General features: G+C 68.2%; 16 protein-coding genes and 3 pseudogenes. 10 read left to right on the top strand and 9 right to left on the bottom strand.

Annotated features, from left to right (window positions below; translation table 11 throughout):
* The 7 genes and pseudogenes from ACFU8Q_RS20400 to ACFU8Q_RS20370 form a co-directional block, all read left to right on the top strand.
* Nucleotides 1–507 (top strand): hypothetical protein (locus tag ACFU8Q_RS20400; RefSeq protein ID WP_384455695.1); only part of this gene is annotated, 507 nt, incomplete at its 5' end.
* 192 nt (nucleotides 508–699) lie between these two features.
* Nucleotides 700–951 carry a hypothetical protein gene (locus tag ACFU8Q_RS20395; RefSeq protein WP_384455693.1) on the top strand — a complete coding sequence of 84 codons (252 nt, stop codon included), beginning with the start codon at nucleotides 700–702 and terminating at the stop codon, nucleotides 949–951.
* Between the two features lie 226 nt (nucleotides 952–1,177).
* Nucleotides 1,178–1,378 (top strand): annotated as a pseudogene (locus ACFU8Q_RS20390) (IS5/IS1182 family transposase); the annotation flags it as partial.
* Nucleotides 1,379–1,741: 363 nt separating this feature from the next.
* Nucleotides 1,742–2,644 carry a DUF4158 domain-containing protein gene (locus ACFU8Q_RS20385; protein ID WP_384455690.1) on the top strand — a complete coding sequence of 301 codons (903 nt, stop codon included), beginning with the start codon at nucleotides 1,742–1,744 and terminating at the stop codon, nucleotides 2,642–2,644.
* On the top strand, nucleotides 2,578–3,513 hold the full coding sequence (locus ACFU8Q_RS20380) for a hypothetical protein (protein ID WP_384455687.1): 936 nt from the start codon (nucleotides 2,578–2,580) through the stop codon (nucleotides 3,511–3,513). Before ACFU8Q_RS20385 ends, ACFU8Q_RS20380 begins: the two co-directional genes overlap by 67 nt.
* Nucleotides 3,514–3,518: 5 nt before the next feature.
* Nucleotides 3,519–4,073 (top strand): annotated as a pseudogene (locus ACFU8Q_RS20375) (Tn3 family transposase); the annotation flags it as partial.
* Between the two features lie 25 nt (nucleotides 4,074–4,098).
* Nucleotides 4,099–4,839: pseudogene (locus ACFU8Q_RS20370) on the top strand (Tn3 family transposase); the annotation flags it as partial.
* A gap of 191 nt (nucleotides 4,840–5,030) precedes the next feature.
* On the opposite strand, the gene ACFU8Q_RS20365 reads toward ACFU8Q_RS20370, so the two are convergent.
* Nucleotides 5,031–5,174, bottom strand: a complete 144-nt coding sequence (locus ACFU8Q_RS20365; RefSeq protein ID WP_172629058.1) for a hypothetical protein — start codon at nucleotides 5,172–5,174, stop codon at nucleotides 5,031–5,033.
* 253 nt (nucleotides 5,175–5,427) lie between these two features.
* Nucleotides 5,428–6,804, bottom strand: a complete 1,377-nt coding sequence (locus tag ACFU8Q_RS20360) for an MFS transporter (protein ID WP_384455683.1) — start codon at nucleotides 6,802–6,804, stop codon at nucleotides 5,428–5,430.
* Between the two features lie 287 nt (nucleotides 6,805–7,091).
* Here ACFU8Q_RS20360 and ACFU8Q_RS20355 point away from each other — a divergent pair, with 287 nt between their 5' ends.
* Nucleotides 7,092–7,319 (top strand): hypothetical protein, encoded by a 228-nt coding sequence (locus tag ACFU8Q_RS20355; protein WP_384455680.1) that lies wholly within the window; start codon nucleotides 7,092–7,094, stop codon nucleotides 7,317–7,319.
* 56 nt (nucleotides 7,320–7,375) lie between these two features.
* On the opposite strand, the gene ACFU8Q_RS20350 is transcribed toward ACFU8Q_RS20355, so the two are convergent.
* The gene (locus ACFU8Q_RS20350; protein WP_384455677.1) at nucleotides 7,376–7,990 is read right to left on the bottom strand and encodes an MBL fold metallo-hydrolase; all 615 of its coding nucleotides are present in this window, start codon (nucleotides 7,988–7,990) and stop codon (nucleotides 7,376–7,378) included.
* Here ACFU8Q_RS20350 and ACFU8Q_RS20345 point away from each other — a divergent pair.
* Complete coding sequence (locus ACFU8Q_RS20345; RefSeq protein WP_384455674.1) at nucleotides 7,955–8,323, top strand: peptidylprolyl isomerase; 369 nt, start codon at nucleotides 7,955–7,957, stop codon at nucleotides 8,321–8,323. The genes ACFU8Q_RS20350 and ACFU8Q_RS20345 overlap by 36 nt on opposite strands.
* A 56-nt stretch (nucleotides 8,324–8,379) precedes the next feature.
* Complete coding sequence (locus ACFU8Q_RS20340) at nucleotides 8,380–9,132, top strand: hypothetical protein (RefSeq protein ID WP_384455698.1); 753 nt, start codon at nucleotides 8,380–8,382, stop codon at nucleotides 9,130–9,132.
* A 215-nt stretch (nucleotides 9,133–9,347) separates the two neighbouring features.
* Here ACFU8Q_RS20340 and ACFU8Q_RS20335 read toward each other — a convergent pair whose 3' ends face one another.
* The 6 genes from ACFU8Q_RS20335 to ACFU8Q_RS20310 form a co-directional block, all read right to left on the bottom strand.
* On the bottom strand, nucleotides 9,348–9,569 hold the full coding sequence (locus ACFU8Q_RS20335) for a hypothetical protein (protein WP_384455671.1): 222 nt from the start codon (nucleotides 9,567–9,569) through the stop codon (nucleotides 9,348–9,350).
* A gap of 423 nt (nucleotides 9,570–9,992) precedes the next feature.
* Nucleotides 9,993–10,511, bottom strand: coding sequence for a hypothetical protein (locus ACFU8Q_RS20330; protein WP_384455668.1), 519 nt, complete (start codon nucleotides 10,509–10,511; stop codon nucleotides 9,993–9,995).
* A gap of 192 nt (nucleotides 10,512–10,703) precedes the next feature.
* Entirely contained in the window at nucleotides 10,704–10,964 is a 261-nt protein-coding gene (locus tag ACFU8Q_RS20325; RefSeq protein ID WP_384455665.1) for a DUF5132 domain-containing protein, read from the bottom strand.
* Nucleotides 10,965–11,169: 205 nt separating this feature from the next.
* A complete protein-coding gene (locus tag ACFU8Q_RS20320) occupies nucleotides 11,170–12,312 on the bottom strand; it encodes an alpha/beta fold hydrolase (protein WP_384455662.1) in 1,143 nt (380 codons plus the stop codon).
* A 249-nt stretch (nucleotides 12,313–12,561) separates the two neighbouring features.
* Complete coding sequence (locus ACFU8Q_RS20315) at nucleotides 12,562–13,329, bottom strand: thioesterase II family protein (protein ID WP_384455659.1); 768 nt, start codon at nucleotides 13,327–13,329, stop codon at nucleotides 12,562–12,564.
* Nucleotides 13,329–13,556: a hypothetical protein gene (locus tag ACFU8Q_RS20310; RefSeq protein WP_384455656.1), complete on the bottom strand. Its 228-nt coding sequence runs from the start codon at nucleotides 13,554–13,556 to the stop codon at nucleotides 13,329–13,331. The genes ACFU8Q_RS20315 and ACFU8Q_RS20310 overlap by 1 nt, the downstream gene beginning before the upstream one ends.
* Nucleotides 13,557–13,882 lie beyond the last annotated feature (326 nt).

The following is a 13,882-nucleotide window of genomic DNA, read 5'->3' as shown; positions in this document are numbered from 1 at the left end:
CAGTTCATATTCCTCGAAGCGAATGCCGGCGGACAGTTCGGTTTCGTGGAGATCAGCACGGGCGCCCCCATCTCACAGGCCATCGCCGACTGGCTCACTCACCCGTCACCCCACAGGAGCGACCCCATGTCCTGGCTGACCGCCGAGCGCTACCCTCCCGAGATGGGCTACTACGACTACACCCCGGTGCAATCCCCGTACGAGATGAGCTGGCCCGCCCGAGACTGCAACACGTGCGGAGACCCCGTGATTGTCTGGGCCTACCCCGTGAGAGAAGTGGACTTCCCGCGGCAGATCACGGCAGACGGCGATGTCCAAACGATCCGCCATGCCGCCCAGCCGTGGTTCGCCTGCAACCGCTGCTGGCCGATGGTGGACAAGGGCGACTGGGATCGACTCGCCCGCGAGCTCGGAAAGCCTGCGAGGTACTTCGCCGCGCTCGCCGCCGCCAAGGCCCACGGGCCCGCGTATCGGTGGGCGACCCCCGATGCCAGGCGCTCGGGCTGAGGGCGCGCGCCACGTCGCGGCGCTGATCACAAGAGCCCCGACCGTACAGGGCTCATTCGCGTACGAGGTCGGCGAGCGAGCTCGACAGACGCGCCCGAATCTTCGTCACCCGCCAGCACTGACCCGCAGCCCGTCGGTCAACCCTCTGCAGCCTCTGACAACAACAACCCGCCTCGACGAACGGAACCGGCAGTGACCGATACCTGGAACGGTGAACCGGTGGCAGACGCCAAGAGCGTGAACGAGGACATCCACTACCGGATCCACGACGCCGACAGCGGAGCGCTGCTGGGATTCGGCACGGGCCACGGTGGTGCGCTGGGAGCCGTAGTGGCCCACTGCCGGCGTGTCGAAGACGCCCACCCGGGCCGCCACCTGGTCATCCGCGCCTACGACGGTCCGGCGGGGCCGGTCTTCGACCGCCCCGCGTTTGGTGGGCGGTGAAGCCCTGCACGACGTGGACGCGGCCCGGCTGCGTGCTGTTCTTCGGGACGGAGTCGACCTGCGGGGCCAGCCGGTCCCAGGTGCGGGTGGTGACCCGTCCCAGGATCACGGTGGAGAACGGCTCGCGCCCCTCCGCGCCCAGGACGCTGTTGGTGATCTGGCCGTCGAAGAAGACGTAGATGCGGGCCTGGCGGCCCGCGAAGAGGAGCTCGTGGAGGGCGTCGACGGCCGGGGACGTCTTCGGGTCGCCGTCCTGGCGGATTGCGCCTACTCATCCCGGGCGATCCGTGCACATCTCCGTCGCCGAGGTATCCGGGCGGTCATCCCGCAGCCCGCCGACCAGATCGGTCACCGTCTGCGGCGAGGCCGCGCCGGAGGCCGTCCGCCCGGCTTTGACGCTGAGAAAACAGCCGGCACGGGCGTGGTGACCTGCGTCCTGGGGGGTCAGCCGAGATACAGCCGAAAGGAATAGCAGCGCGGTCTTGTGAGGGCGCTGACTCAGCCCTGCTGACCTTCCGCAGGGCGACGCTTCCCACGGCAGCCTGAATCAGCCGCCCAGGCGCCCATAGGCTCCAGAGCCATGGCTATGACTGTCACCCGGTCTACGCCCATCCACGCCCGCCTGCCAATGAGAGCGTCGTAGCAGGCGGCACTTGATCGAAGAGCGGGGTCTGGGCCCCGCTGTCGCTCCATGCGGCGTTCTCCGGGGCTCTCGTACGGGCTGAGGGCTGCCCTGGTACGGTCCCGCGCGGAAGTGATCGTTTTCGTACCGAAGGCGGGGACCGGCTGCGTGACCTCGATAGAACGGACCGCATATCCGCGCTTCAAGCGGCTGATGTCGGCGCGGGAGATGCACGTCTTCTTCACCCCCAAGCCCGAGGAAGTGGCGTGGGTGCGGGAGCGCACTCGCTCCGATGAGCACCTGCTCGCCCTGGCCCTGGCCCTGGCCCTGAAGTGCTACCAGAAGCTGGGCTACTTCCCGAAGGCGGACGAAGTCCCTGAGGCGGTGGTCGAGCACGTGCGGGGCGGACTGGAGATCGCCGAGGGCACCGGGCCGCACTACGAGTCGGCCAACACCGCCAAGCTGCACCGCAAGCTGGTGCGCGAGCGGCAGGGCATCTCCTACGACCAGGAGCGGGCCCGTCAGATAGCGGAGGAGGCGATCCGGTCGGCGGCGCTGGTGAAGAACAACCCACCGGACTTGATCACCGTCGCGCTGGAGGAACTGGTCCGGACGACCTGCGAGCTGCCGGCGTTCCGCACCCTGGACGAGATGGCCGCCCGCATCCGCCGGGAGGTCAACGAGGACATCTTCCACGCGGTCCGGTCCCGGATGGCGCCGGAGGACCGGGCCCGTCTGATGGGGCTGCTGGATGTGGGTGGCTTGGACCGCAAGAGCGGGCTGAACCGGCTGAAAAAACCCGCGAAGCGCCCAAGCTGGAGCCATCTGAAGGAGCAGCACAGGCACCTTCAGTGGGTAGACGGACTGGGGGACACCGACGCGTGGCTGGAGGGCATCGCCCCCGGAAAGATCGCGGACTTCGCCGCTGAGGCGTCCGCGCTGGAGCGGAGCTGCGGGACTACGAGGCGGGCAAGCGCACCGCGCTGCTGGCCTGCCTGGTGCACATGGCCCGGCGGCACGCCCGGGACGACCTGGCGGAGATGTTCTGCCGTCGGGTGGCCGCCAAGCTGAAGAACGCGAAGGACGAGCTGGAGGAGATCCGCAAGCAGCAGCAGGCGCTGGTGGAGCGGATGATCGGCACCTACCGAACGGTGCTGGAGCGGATCGACCCCGCCGACCTCGTGCCGCGCGGCGCGGACGGGGCCCCGGTGCCGTTTCCGGCGGGGAAGAAGGCCCGGCGCAAGGCAGCGCGGGCGCTGGCCGCCCAGCGGGCTGTCGCTCTGGCGATGGCGCAGAAGGCGGTGCTGGCCTCCGGTTCGTTCGCGGAGGAGTCCGCCGACATCGAGGCAGTGGCCGCCCATCACGGCAACAACCACGAGGTACTGGTCGCCCGCTTCTACAAGCGGGACCGGGCGCCGATGTTCGACCTGGTGGGCACGCTGGAGTTCGAGGCGGTCAGCGAGGACCGGCGGGTGCTGGACGCGCTCGCGCACGCGCGGGCCCACCAGAACGCGACCCGGGAGTACGTCTCGGAGCTGTACGAGGGGGAGCCGCTGGACCTCGGCTTCGCCTCGCAGAACTGGCAGCGGGCCGTCCGCGACCGGCGCCGACCCGGGATGCTGGACCGGCGGCGCTTCGAGGCGCTGGCCTTCACCTCTCTGGCCGAGCACCTGCGGACCGGCGATGTGGCCATCACCGGCTCGGACACCTTCGCCAACTGGCTTGAGCAGCTGCCCGCCTGGGAGGAGTGCGGGGACAAGCTGGCGCAGTTGTGCGAGGAGACCGGGCTGCCGGGTACGGCCGCCGGGTTCACCGCGGCCCTGCGCGGGCGGCTGGAGGCCACGGCGGCGGAGGTGGATTCCGGGTACCCGGACAACGCGGACCTGGTCATCGACGAGAACGGGGTGCCGGCGCTGCGCAAGCAGCGCGCCAGGGCATAAGTGCCATGGCGGAGGCGCTGGAGACGGAGGTCAAGGTGCGGATGCCGGAGCGAACCCTGTTGGGCATCCTGTCGCGCACCGCGTACTGGGTGGAGTGGCGGCGCTTCGGTCCGGCCTCCGGCAGTGACCCGAAGCTGAAGGCCCCGTTCGGCCGGTATGTGCTGACGACCTTCGTGGGCGGCATCAACATGACGTATGCCGAGGCCGCACGGCACATCTCAGGGGTGTCCGCGCACGAGTTGGGCGCGATCACGAACCGGCACCTGAGCGTCGACAAGATCAACGAGGCGATCGCCGACGTGGTCAACGCGTTCATGCGCCTGGACCTGGTGAAGGCGTGGGGCGACGGGACTTCCGTGGCGGCCAACGGCACCCAGATGGACACCTTCATCGACAACCTGCTGGCCGAGACTTCGATCCGGTACGGGGGCTTCGGCGGAATCGCGTACCACCACATATCGGATCAGTACATCGCGCTGTTCTCCAGGTTCATCCCCTGTGGCGTGTGGGAGGCCGTCTACATCATCGACGGGCTGCTGAAGAACGCCTCTCAGATGAAGCCGGACACGATCCCACGCCGATACGCAAGGGCAGTCGTTCCCGGTCTTCTGTCTCGCCCATTTGATGGGGTTCCAGCTGATGCCGAGGATACGGAACTGGAAGGACCGCACCTTCTACCGGCCTTCCGCGAGTGCCCGCTACCGGCACATCGACGCCCTGTTCGATCAGGGCGGGCGCAACGTCATCGACTGGCGGCTCATCGAGGCCCACTGGAAGGACCTCATGCGCGTCAGCATCGCGATCCGCGAGGGGACTCTGGCTTCCCCGCTGCTGCTGCGGCGCCTGGGCAGCAACTCCAAGCGCAACCAGATCTACCGGGCCTTCCGCGAGGTGGGGCGCGCGGTCGCCACGGTGCAGCTGCTGCGGTTCATCTCGGACCCGTCACTGCGGCGCCGGGTGACGGCGGCCACCAACAAGGTCGAGTCGTTCAACAACTTCACCGACTGGCTGGCGTTTTGCAACGGCGGGGTGATCGCCGAGAACGACCCGGTCGAGCAGGAGAAGGCGGTGAAGCTGACGTCCCTGCTCGCCAACTGCGTGATCTTCCACACGACCCTGGACCTGATGAACGTCGTGCGCGAGCTCCAGGCGGAAGGGTGGCAGATCACCGGGGAGGACCTGGCCGCGATCAGCCCGTACCTGACCGACCACATCATGAGGTTCGGCACCTACGCCACCACCGAGCTGACCGTGCGCCCGGACGCGTTCGACCCGCACCTGGACGTCGAGTTCGAGGCCGAGGAGGAAGCGCCGGCCGCAGCGTAGGCGCCACGAGTGTGCGCGAACAGCGCTCGGTCTTCGGCTACATGCTCTGCTCGATCTCCTGCATGCGGGCGCGAGCGTCGCTGAGTAGGACCTTGAGCCGAGGTGTTGCTAGAGCGTCGAGGTTCGGATGTGTCATGCAGCGGTCGTACGTCCTCTTCGCGGTGGCCAGAACGGCGGCGGCCCGCTCGGGCTCAGCCCTGGTCGGCGGCGAACATTTGCAGCCGGTACTTCTTGGCGTCGCCGCTCGTCTCGCTCATCGCGGCGGAGGACTCCTGCGCCTGCGTGATGTCCTCGTTCGTGATCGTCGCGGCGATCTTCTGGAGGAGGTCGTCCACTGTATTCACTCCCTTCGGGGCTGGCTGGTCGTTGCCGTGCGGCACCTGGCGTCCGGACACTCGTTGCCGCTTCAGCACCCTCCCCTGCAAGGAGGGGATGCCGAAGTGCGCTTACAGGACAAATCCCAGACGGGAGGCCGAGTGCATATGCACTGGTCACACGCAGGGGCAGAACTGAAAGAGATATCTCCGCTTGCCCTCACGGTTGCCGGGCCGCCCCGAGAGGGCGCAGGCGAGCATGTTCTTGACAGGCTCAGTGTGTGAGGTCGGGAGTGTCCTCGTGGGCGATGTCCGGTTCGATGGGCTGTCGCGCCTTCCCCATGCGTGTTACACCGATCGTCCAGATGGCCGCGTAGACAACGGCGAGCCCCGCCAGAAGCCGGGTGGTGTCGGGCATGCCGATGGACGCTGCCAGAGGTGCCACCGCGAGAGACGACACACCTTGGAAGGCGGAGGAGAGACCGAAGACGAGGACCATGACACGGCCGCGGATGTGGTCGGGGGTCGCGAGCTGAAGGCCGTTGACGGCGAGGATGGCGCACGCGCCCACTCCGATGTGGCCGATCAGCGCTGCGGCCATGCCGGGACCGAAGGCTGTGACCTGGGCCAGGGCAAGATAGCCGACCCCGAAGAGTGCCAGGGCGGCTCCGGCTGCGTGCAGTCTCCGGCGCATCGACCCAGCGACGAGGCGTCGGCCGAGGAAGGGACCGAGTACGGCGCCAAGTCCTTGTGCCAGATACAGGACCCCGACACCGGCGTCGCCGACGTGAAAACGGTCAAGGGCGTAGACAGGCAACAGGCCGACCATGCCATAGCAGAGGCGCAGTCCCACGGTCAGCCACAGAAAGGCGGACACTACCGGGGTGGACCGTACGAAGCTCCAGAGTTCGGCCGTATCGGCCCGCATCCGGATCCGGCGAGTCGACATCGCCTCGGAGAGCGGCTGCCTGATCCTCGCCATGAGGAGTGCCGAGATGGCGAAGGACGCACCGTCGATGACGAGGGTAGCCGAGGTCCCCCATGTCGCCGAGACCACTCCCCCCAGGCCAGCACCCACCAACAGGCCCGCCGAATACAGGCTTCCGAGCGCGGTCTGTGCCAGTGGAAGCTCGCGGGAGGTGACGAGGTTCGGCAGTGAGGCCTCAGGGATGGGGCTCGCGATGGCGGCGGCGATGGACAGCCCCGCCAGGCAGCCAAGGGCCAGTGGGACGGACTGGGTGTGAAAGGCGACCAGCAGGCCGGCGACCGGAATGATCGCGCCCAGGTCACACGCGATACGCAGACGTTGCCGGTCGAACCTGTCGGTGAGCGGACCGATCAGCGGCAGCAGCACAACCCCGGGCAGGGAGTTGACGGCGAACAGCAGCGCTGTCCAGCCCGCCGAGCCCGTATGGCGGTAAACAAAGCTGCTGAGGGCGACGAAGGTGAACCAGTCACCGGTCAGGCTGAGAGCGGAAGCACAGAAGAGACGTCGGAAGTCGGCGTTGCCGCGCAGAAGCGCGACAAGACTTCCGTGAGGGCGGCGTCGAGCAAAGAGCACCAGTGACTCCAGCAGTGTGACGTCCCGAACGACGACCGGGACGAACGACGGAATGGCGTCGTGTAGGCCCCGCAGCCTGCGGAAGGCCACGGAACGATCGCTGGTCAGTCACAGAGGTGATGCATGACAGGCATCGTACTGGTGATGCCTCCGTTCATGGCCGGAGACGGCAAGAATGCGCTTCGGGGTCAAGGGGTCCTACTGGTGAGCCGAAGAAACAACGCTAAGCGGCTGCGGCCCCAGCTCAGGGCAGCCGCAGCGAGTGGAGGGACCTGGTCACTGGCCGAGGGCGCTGACGCGGTTCGCGTACTCGCAACGGGCCTTGCGCTGTGCCGGGATCGCTGAGGCGCCGTCGAGCGGCTGGCAGCGGGCGAGGAGTGCGCAGTGGACCGAGGACACGGCGGGGACGCGGTGAAGTCGGGGATGGGCAGGGCGACGAACCGCAGCCCGGCGGCCTCGGCGAGGCGGGGCTCGTCGGCGAGCCCGAGTTCGGCGCGCTCGGCGTCGGGGAGGGCGCAGACGACGATGTCGGCGCCGACGCCGCGCAGGGCCGCCATGTCGGCGGCCAGGAGCCCGTGACCGCGGGGCCGGACCATGGTGCTTAGGCGCCCCGGTCCCCGCGGACCGGCGACAGCGAACAGGACGGGGGCGGACGGCTCGGTCATCGGGCGGACGCGCCCGGCGGGAGCCAGGAGTAGCAGCCGCCGCACTCGTCGGCGAGCCAGCCGTTGAGGCTGTCCAGGCCCCGCTCGTTGACCTGCCCGTCGTGGATGCCGTAGGCCCGTTCCGGCTGGACGGCGCGGACGAAGTCGATGGCCTCGTCCGTCTTCATCCATGACCCCTGCAGGGGGACCAGCAGGGTCTCCACCGGTCGGTCGGGACGGTACAGGGAGTCCCCGGGGTGGTAGACGCGGTCCTCGACGAGGTAACCGAGGTTGGCGCAGTCCGGGAGGTCGCCGTAGATGCGCGCATGCCGCCCGCCCTGGGCGGTCACCCGGAAGCCTGCCGCGGTGAACTCCTCGCCGGGGACGACGCCGGTGAAGTCCAGGCCCGGAACCCGCGCCGACTTGGGGGCGTAGACGGGTACGCCCAGCCCTTTCAGTCGCAACAGGTCGACGTGATCGCCGTGCTCATGGGTCACCAGGACCGCGTCAGCGCCGGCGAGTGCCTCGGGCTCGCTCCAGACGCCGGGATCGACGACCAGCGTGCCACCGCCGTCGTGCTCCAACCGGACACAGGAATGGGTGTACTTGGTAATCCGCACCCGCGTGAGCATAGTCCGGAGGCTTTGCGAATTCCTTCGGCGAATGGCCTGAAAATGTCGGCCGGCGCACTCTGGGGTGTTCCTGGGAGCCTAGCGACCGGAAGCCGCACCTGGACCGACCCCTTAACCGGAGCAACCGGAGAGGGCGGTTTCTACGACGGCACGGTCTTCCACCGCCGTGTGCCCGGATTCGTCGTCCAGGGCGGCGAGCGGCTGGGCACCGGGCAAGGCAGCGCCGGATGCCGGATACCCGACGAGATCCATCCGGACCGGGGATTCGAGCGGCCTCGCAAGGAGGTACAACCGAACGTGCCTCGGCGCTCGGGGCAGAGGCGAGGATGCTGACCTATATCGGGAGGCGGTTTGGGAGGCGATGCGGGACACTCTGCTGAGTGATCGTGATGCAGCCCGTCCTGGAGATATACGCCCCTGACGGCTTCGCTCTCTGGCCTGTCGCTGAGGGTGAGCCGTTCAGGTACCTGACACTCAGCGGTGAGCTCACCACTGCCGAGGTCGGGACAGCGCTGATGCGCATTGCCCAGTGCAACGACATCGATCCCGATCCCAACGTGGGCGACGACCGCCCGCCTCGGCCGCACAGCGCGAAGATCCTGCACGAGGAACTCCAGACCAAGGGCTACCTCGGCCACTACCAGCGGGTGAAAACGGCCGTCGCACACCTGCGGCGGGGCCTGCCTCTGGACGGGCCACGCGAGCGACCACCCTCCCCGCGCGAAGCCGCACGTTGGATCACCACCTGTCCGGCCCGCCGCAGCCCGCAGATCATCGACCGATTGCCCCGGCTCCTCAACCACTGCCCTGAACTCAGGCACACCCACGACCTGGTCCGCCGGTTCGTGAGCATGCTCGACAACCGTGACGCCACACCCCTCCCGGGCTGGCTCGACGACCTAGCAGACAGCGGACTGGCTCCTCTCACCGGCCTCGCCGGAGCCCTGCGCGAAGACCGGCATGCTGTCGCTCAGGGCATCAACACCCCTTACAACTCCGGAGTCAACGAAGGCCGCATTACCGATGTCAAGCTGCTACGCCTAATGGCCGGCCGCGCCAGCGTCCCACTACTCCGCCACCGCGTCGTCCTGATCGCTCATCTCCGCCGTTATGCGGACCAGCCGACCGTTTCACAGAGATGATCTCCGGCTACGAAAATCTTGCCAGAGCCGTAAACGTACTCAGTCGTGTACGGACCTATGTGCCCAACCGCCTGTTCGAGCCGGGGACGGCTGAGCACGGCCGTCGGTTCAGTCGGTGGGCGAACGGAACGGGATGACGTTGTCCGGTGTCGGGACGGGTTCCGTCGGTGTCTCCGGCCCCTGGATGAGGACGGCTCTGGCGAGAGTCAGGCTGGTCACCAGCTGGCGGAGCTCTTCGAGCTCGGCTCGTCCGCGTGCCGCTTGTAGAGGGCCATGCGGTGGACGCCGGACTCGGCGGCGAGGGCGGCGGCGGTGAGGCTGCCGTTGGAGCCCGCTGCCCGGCGGCGCACGGTCGCGCCCCTCCCCCGCCCCACCGCCGGCAGTGGACCGCTGTTGCTCGGCGCCTTACGCGTATCGGACGGATTGGAGATCAGCATGGCCCGGCCCCTCTCCGACACCGCTCATCTGGAGTTGCTGTGACGGCTCCGGCGGATGCTGGCAGCTGTGTGCGCCTTGTCGTCGTCGATAGCGACGGCGTGCCGAGCTTCGGCAACATCGTGTTCGTCGTCGGCCCTAACCGTGCGCTGCGCCGAATGACCCCGGCCCAGTCCCAGGCCCACACGACACGGCCACCCGGCCTGTTCACGGACCCCCGGCTCACCGAACGGTTCCTGGGCGACCTGGAAACCCTCCGTACGGGACTGCCCCCGCCCCAGCGGGCGTATCCGCGAGCAGCATCACCGGCGGTGCTGTCGCGACGGTCCTGCTGGACGGCGACGAGGGCGGCTGGGAGCGCTACCTGCACGAGTGCGCCGGGCGCATCGGGCACCCGCTCACGCGCTTCGCACTGGGGTTCCCCCCTACCCGCCGACACTGGCACGCCCTTTCAAGACCTGCTGCCCGTCACCTGGGACGAGCGGTTCACCGACGACATCGAAGCCGCCTTCGACGAGGACGACGCCGAGGCCGTGGCAGCGGAGCACGACCCCGAGGCAGCCGGTGCCGAAGCTGGCGCCCCACCGGTGGTGGGTGGGCGGATCGGAGTCGAAGACGAGGTTTCTGGCGGGTCGGGCCGACCTGTTCTCACGGACGCACGACGTGGAGTGCGTCGCTACCCTGGATCCGGCACAGCGGGACCGGTTGCCGCCCGCGAAGGCCGCAAAGGGCTGTTGACCTGTGGGTTCGCCGGTTGTGTGCGGCGCGGGCGTTGCAGGCGAAACTTCGACGCTGAAATGACGCTCGTCCTGATGGCTCATCAGGTGTGCTGCTGGGCCGGTCAAGGCGCTTGGAAGAGCGTGATGGCAGGCGGCCTCTCTGAAGAAAGCAGGGGTGTCGACTGCGCGCGCCTCGGCCGACTCCTTAGGCATCTGAACAGTCACCAGACCCAGGCTGCAAAGGTGGCTGAGCAGGGTCGGACTGATGAGCGCGCTCCATCAGGACGAGCGTGTCGTCAGGAGTGAGGCCGTCGCAGATCTCCACCTCGTTGCCTGCTTTGAGCGGGGTCTTCCTTCTCCTCCGTGGCCACGCAGGCTGCTCCCATCCGTACCCAGCTTCTCGGGGACCGCCAGTCTTCAGCCGGCTGTGGCACCCTGCGCCGTTACCTCACCGTCAGCTTTCACGCGACGCATGCGAGCCGAACTCGCCAGCTTCTCGGCAGCCACTTCGGCGGTGAGGTCCTGAATCTCCTCGCCCGCCTCGATGGCTGCACGCCTGACTTCGAGGGTCAGGCCGACCGATGTCTTGATGATGCCCCGCACCAGCGGTTTCACCACACTCTTGATCAGAGGGGCCGTGATCAGGCCAATGAGGAAGGGAGGAACTACAGGGGGCATGTGTGAACCCTCTCTTGTGTACACGGCACGGCTGCTGCCGCTGCCGCAATTGCCAATACCGCCCGGCCGGCGGTGCTGGGCAGGCACTTCACCCCCACCGAAAAACACCGTAGTCGACCTTCGGCCGACGCGCCCGGGGACGCCGACGCCTTTCATTCGTTCGAGCGGAGGCGCGCCGGAGCAGACTGTGGCTGCGGAACGGAAGTCAGAACGGGTCCGGTGCGCCCGGCCCGCGTTCGTCCAGCAGTGAGCCCACCACCTGCACAACGAACTCGGGTACGCGGTCCGGAAAATCGTGGCCGGTTCCCTCCGGGGTGTAGACCCTCCGGGCCGCACTGGAGGCTGCGAGAAAGCGCTCTCTCACGGTGAGGAAGAAGTGCCGTACCCGGGCGCTCTCCTCCGGATCGTCAACCGCGTCGAAGATCTCGTCACCACCCGTCAGATCACGTGGCGCCACGAGGAGTAGGGGGAGCGAGCCGAGCTCGCCATCGTGTACGACCGTCTGCCAACCGTCTCGGGTGATGCCGTCCGGCGACAGCTCTCGCAGGATCGATGCCGCGGCGCAGTTCGCCTTGGTCCTGGTCTCGATTACGGCAAGAACCTGCGTCGGGTCTTCGAGAGAGCGTGCCTCGTTCCTGGACACGAGGGCGTGGAGGCCGAAGAGGTGGCGCAGCGCGAGGGCGGTCTGGTCTCTCACGGCATGCCGCAGGGCCGGAAGCGACGGGCCGAAGGCGACGACATCGGGCGGGGTGGGATCGAGCAGCACCAGACCGGCCACCAGGTCGGGGCGACGCCTGGCGGCGTTGGCCATGAGCAGCCCCCCGAAGGAGTGCCCCACGAAAACATAGGGCCCCTTTTCACCGGCCCGCTCCAGCGCCATGAGCAGTTCGACGGCTTCGGCTGCCGTCGTACGTGGGAACGGGCCCGGGTCGCTCCAGCCCGAGCCCGGACGGTCCACCAGGACCGAACGTGTCCGTTCCCGCGCCAGCGCGTGTATCCGGTACATGGCGTACCCGCCGGCATGGCCGCCCGGCATCCAGACCACGGTGGGCCTCGGCCCGGCGTCTCCCTCGGCGAGGATGTGCATGCGGTAGCCGCCCACATCGATCATTCGCCCGGGTGGCGGATACCTCACCCGTACCCGGGCCACATGCATCAGATGGCGGAGAGACCCCAGAGCGAGCGCGAGGGCCACGGCACAGAGCACACCGCCGAGAATCCGCCAGCCGTCTCCCAGGGTGACGCACCACGCGCCCGCGGCCGCCGGCAGCAGGGCGATGGCCAGCCCGGCCCAGTCCCGGCTGAGCAGCCGGAGTATCGCGTCGGCGACACGTGTGCCCGGTCGCATGGTTTCCTCTCCGTCCCAGCCTTCGTGGCCGCTGCCAGGGACACCGCGCGTCTGTGCGCCCGGCACAAGCATCGTCCCCTGGAAATCCCACAGACGCCATGCGCGGTGTCGGGCCCCCCTTACGTCACAGCCGTACGGGCAGCCGCCGGGGCCGAGGTGAAACCTGGCCGGGGGCCGACCACACACGACGCCTGCCCCTCGCGGGTGTGTGCCGGGGACATCCAGGTTCCCGATACGGGCATACCACCGTCATGCCTGGTCCGAGTTGCACGCGCGCGCAAGGCGTGCTGCCACATCCGCGACCACTTCGGCCTCCCGAGCCACGAGGTAGAAGTGGTCCCCGGGGAACGAGCACAGCTCGAAGGAGCCCGGGGCAGCGAGGTCGCACCAGGCGAGGACCTGGTCGAGTACGCAACTCGGATCGTCCTGGCCGACGTAGGCGGTGATCGGTGCCTTGACCGGAGCCGGATGCGGCGGTTGGTAGCCCTCGATGAGCCGGTAGTCCGCGCGGAGGGCGGGCAGCAGCAGGTCACGCAGCTCCGGGATGTCGTAGGCCCCCGAGTGCAGGTCTCCGAGGTGCCGGACGCGGGTGATCAGGGCTTCGTCATCGGCACTGTGCAGTGCGGTGTGTTCGGCCCGCTGGGGGGCTGCGTGTGCGGAGACCAGCAGGTGTTCGGGGACGATGCCGCGGGCCTCCAGCCGCAGGGCCAGCTCGTAGGCGACGCAGGCACCCATGCTGTGTCCGAAAAGGGCCAGCGGCCGGTCGAGCCAGGGCCGCAGTGCGTCGTCGATCGTGTCGGCCAGGGTGGTCATGTCCTCGATGCAGGCTTCCGCGAGCCGGTCCTGGCGGCCGGGGTACCGCACAGCGAGCACCTCGACGTCCTCCGGCAGCAGCGGGGGCCAGCCGTGGAACAACTGTGCCGTGCCACCGGCGTGCGGGAAACACACCAGTCGGAGCCTGGGGTCCGCCGCGCGCCGGTGGACACGGAACCACTTCTTCGCGTCGTGCGTCGTCATCACTGCCGGAGACCGCCCAGCTGCGGGGAGTTGAGCTTGGAGAGGAAGGTGGGAAGCTGCTCCACCACTCTCCTGGACACGTATGCGGTCTGCACGGTGTGGCGCAGGCGATCGGTCACGACGAGTTTGTAGGCGCTGCCCTCCTGGATGAGTTCGGCGGAATACAGGGGTGTTCCGGTCGCAGACAACTGACCTGTCTTCATCAGGGTGCCGCCTTCTCCAGCCATGCCTTCCACACCTCCGTCGCCTGCTTCTCGTCAATGGTGTCGGTGAACGGGTGGTGGTCGAGCCAGATCGGCCAGTTCCAGGTGTGCCCGCCCAAGAAATCGGTGGAGCCCGTCAGTGGTGCGCAGGCCGAGTAAGTCGCCGCTGAGGAAGTCCACGACGGCATCCCCGGGTACGCCGAGGCCGTCCGGTACGGCGAAGCACACCGTGTCGCCGACGACGGTCCCTGCGGTGACGCGCGCTTGCCGGAGCAGAGTGGTGAACGCGTCGGCATGCGCCGGTGCTGTTTGCCTGTACGCCTTGATTTAGGTGGCACGGTGCCCTTCGA

This window comes from Streptomyces sp. NPDC057543 (assembly GCF_042801895.1).
Lineage (GTDB): Bacteria > Actinomycetota > Actinomycetes > Streptomycetales > Streptomycetaceae > Streptomyces.
This window is presented reverse-complemented; position numbering and strand designations above follow the sequence as displayed.

Excerpts from the sequence above, each read along its gene's own strand:
- ACFU8Q_RS20315 (WP_384455659.1), bottom strand. The coding sequence starts at position 13,329 with ATGACGACGCACGACGCGAAGAAGTGGTTCCGTGTCCACCGGCGCGCG.
- ACFU8Q_RS20340 (WP_384455698.1), top strand. The coding sequence starts at position 8,380 with ATGCAGCCCGTCCTGGAGATATACGCCCCTGACGGCTTCGCTCTCTGG.
- ACFU8Q_RS20320 (WP_384455662.1), bottom strand. The coding sequence starts at position 12,312 with ATGCGACCGGGCACACGTGTCGCCGACGCGATACTCCGGCTGCTCAGC.
- ACFU8Q_RS20345 (WP_384455674.1), top strand. The coding sequence starts at position 7,955 with ATGGGTGTACTTGGTAATCCGCACCCGCGTGAGCATAGTCCGGAGGCT.
- ACFU8Q_RS20380 (WP_384455687.1), top strand. The coding sequence starts at position 2,578 with ATGGCCCGGCGGCACGCCCGGGACGACCTGGCGGAGATGTTCTGCCGT.
- ACFU8Q_RS20310 (WP_384455656.1), bottom strand. The coding sequence starts at position 13,556 with ATGGCTGGAGAAGGCGGCACCCTGATGAAGACAGGTCAGTTGTCTGCG.
- ACFU8Q_RS20325 (WP_384455665.1), bottom strand. The coding sequence starts at position 10,964 with ATGCCCCCTGTAGTTCCTCCCTTCCTCATTGGCCTGATCACGGCCCCT.
- ACFU8Q_RS20335 (WP_384455671.1), bottom strand. The coding sequence starts at position 9,569 with ATGCTGATCTCCAATCCGTCCGATACGCGTAAGGCGCCGAGCAACAGC.
- ACFU8Q_RS20350 (WP_384455677.1), bottom strand. The coding sequence starts at position 7,990 with ATGCTCACGCGGGTGCGGATTACCAAGTACACCCATTCCTGTGTCCGG.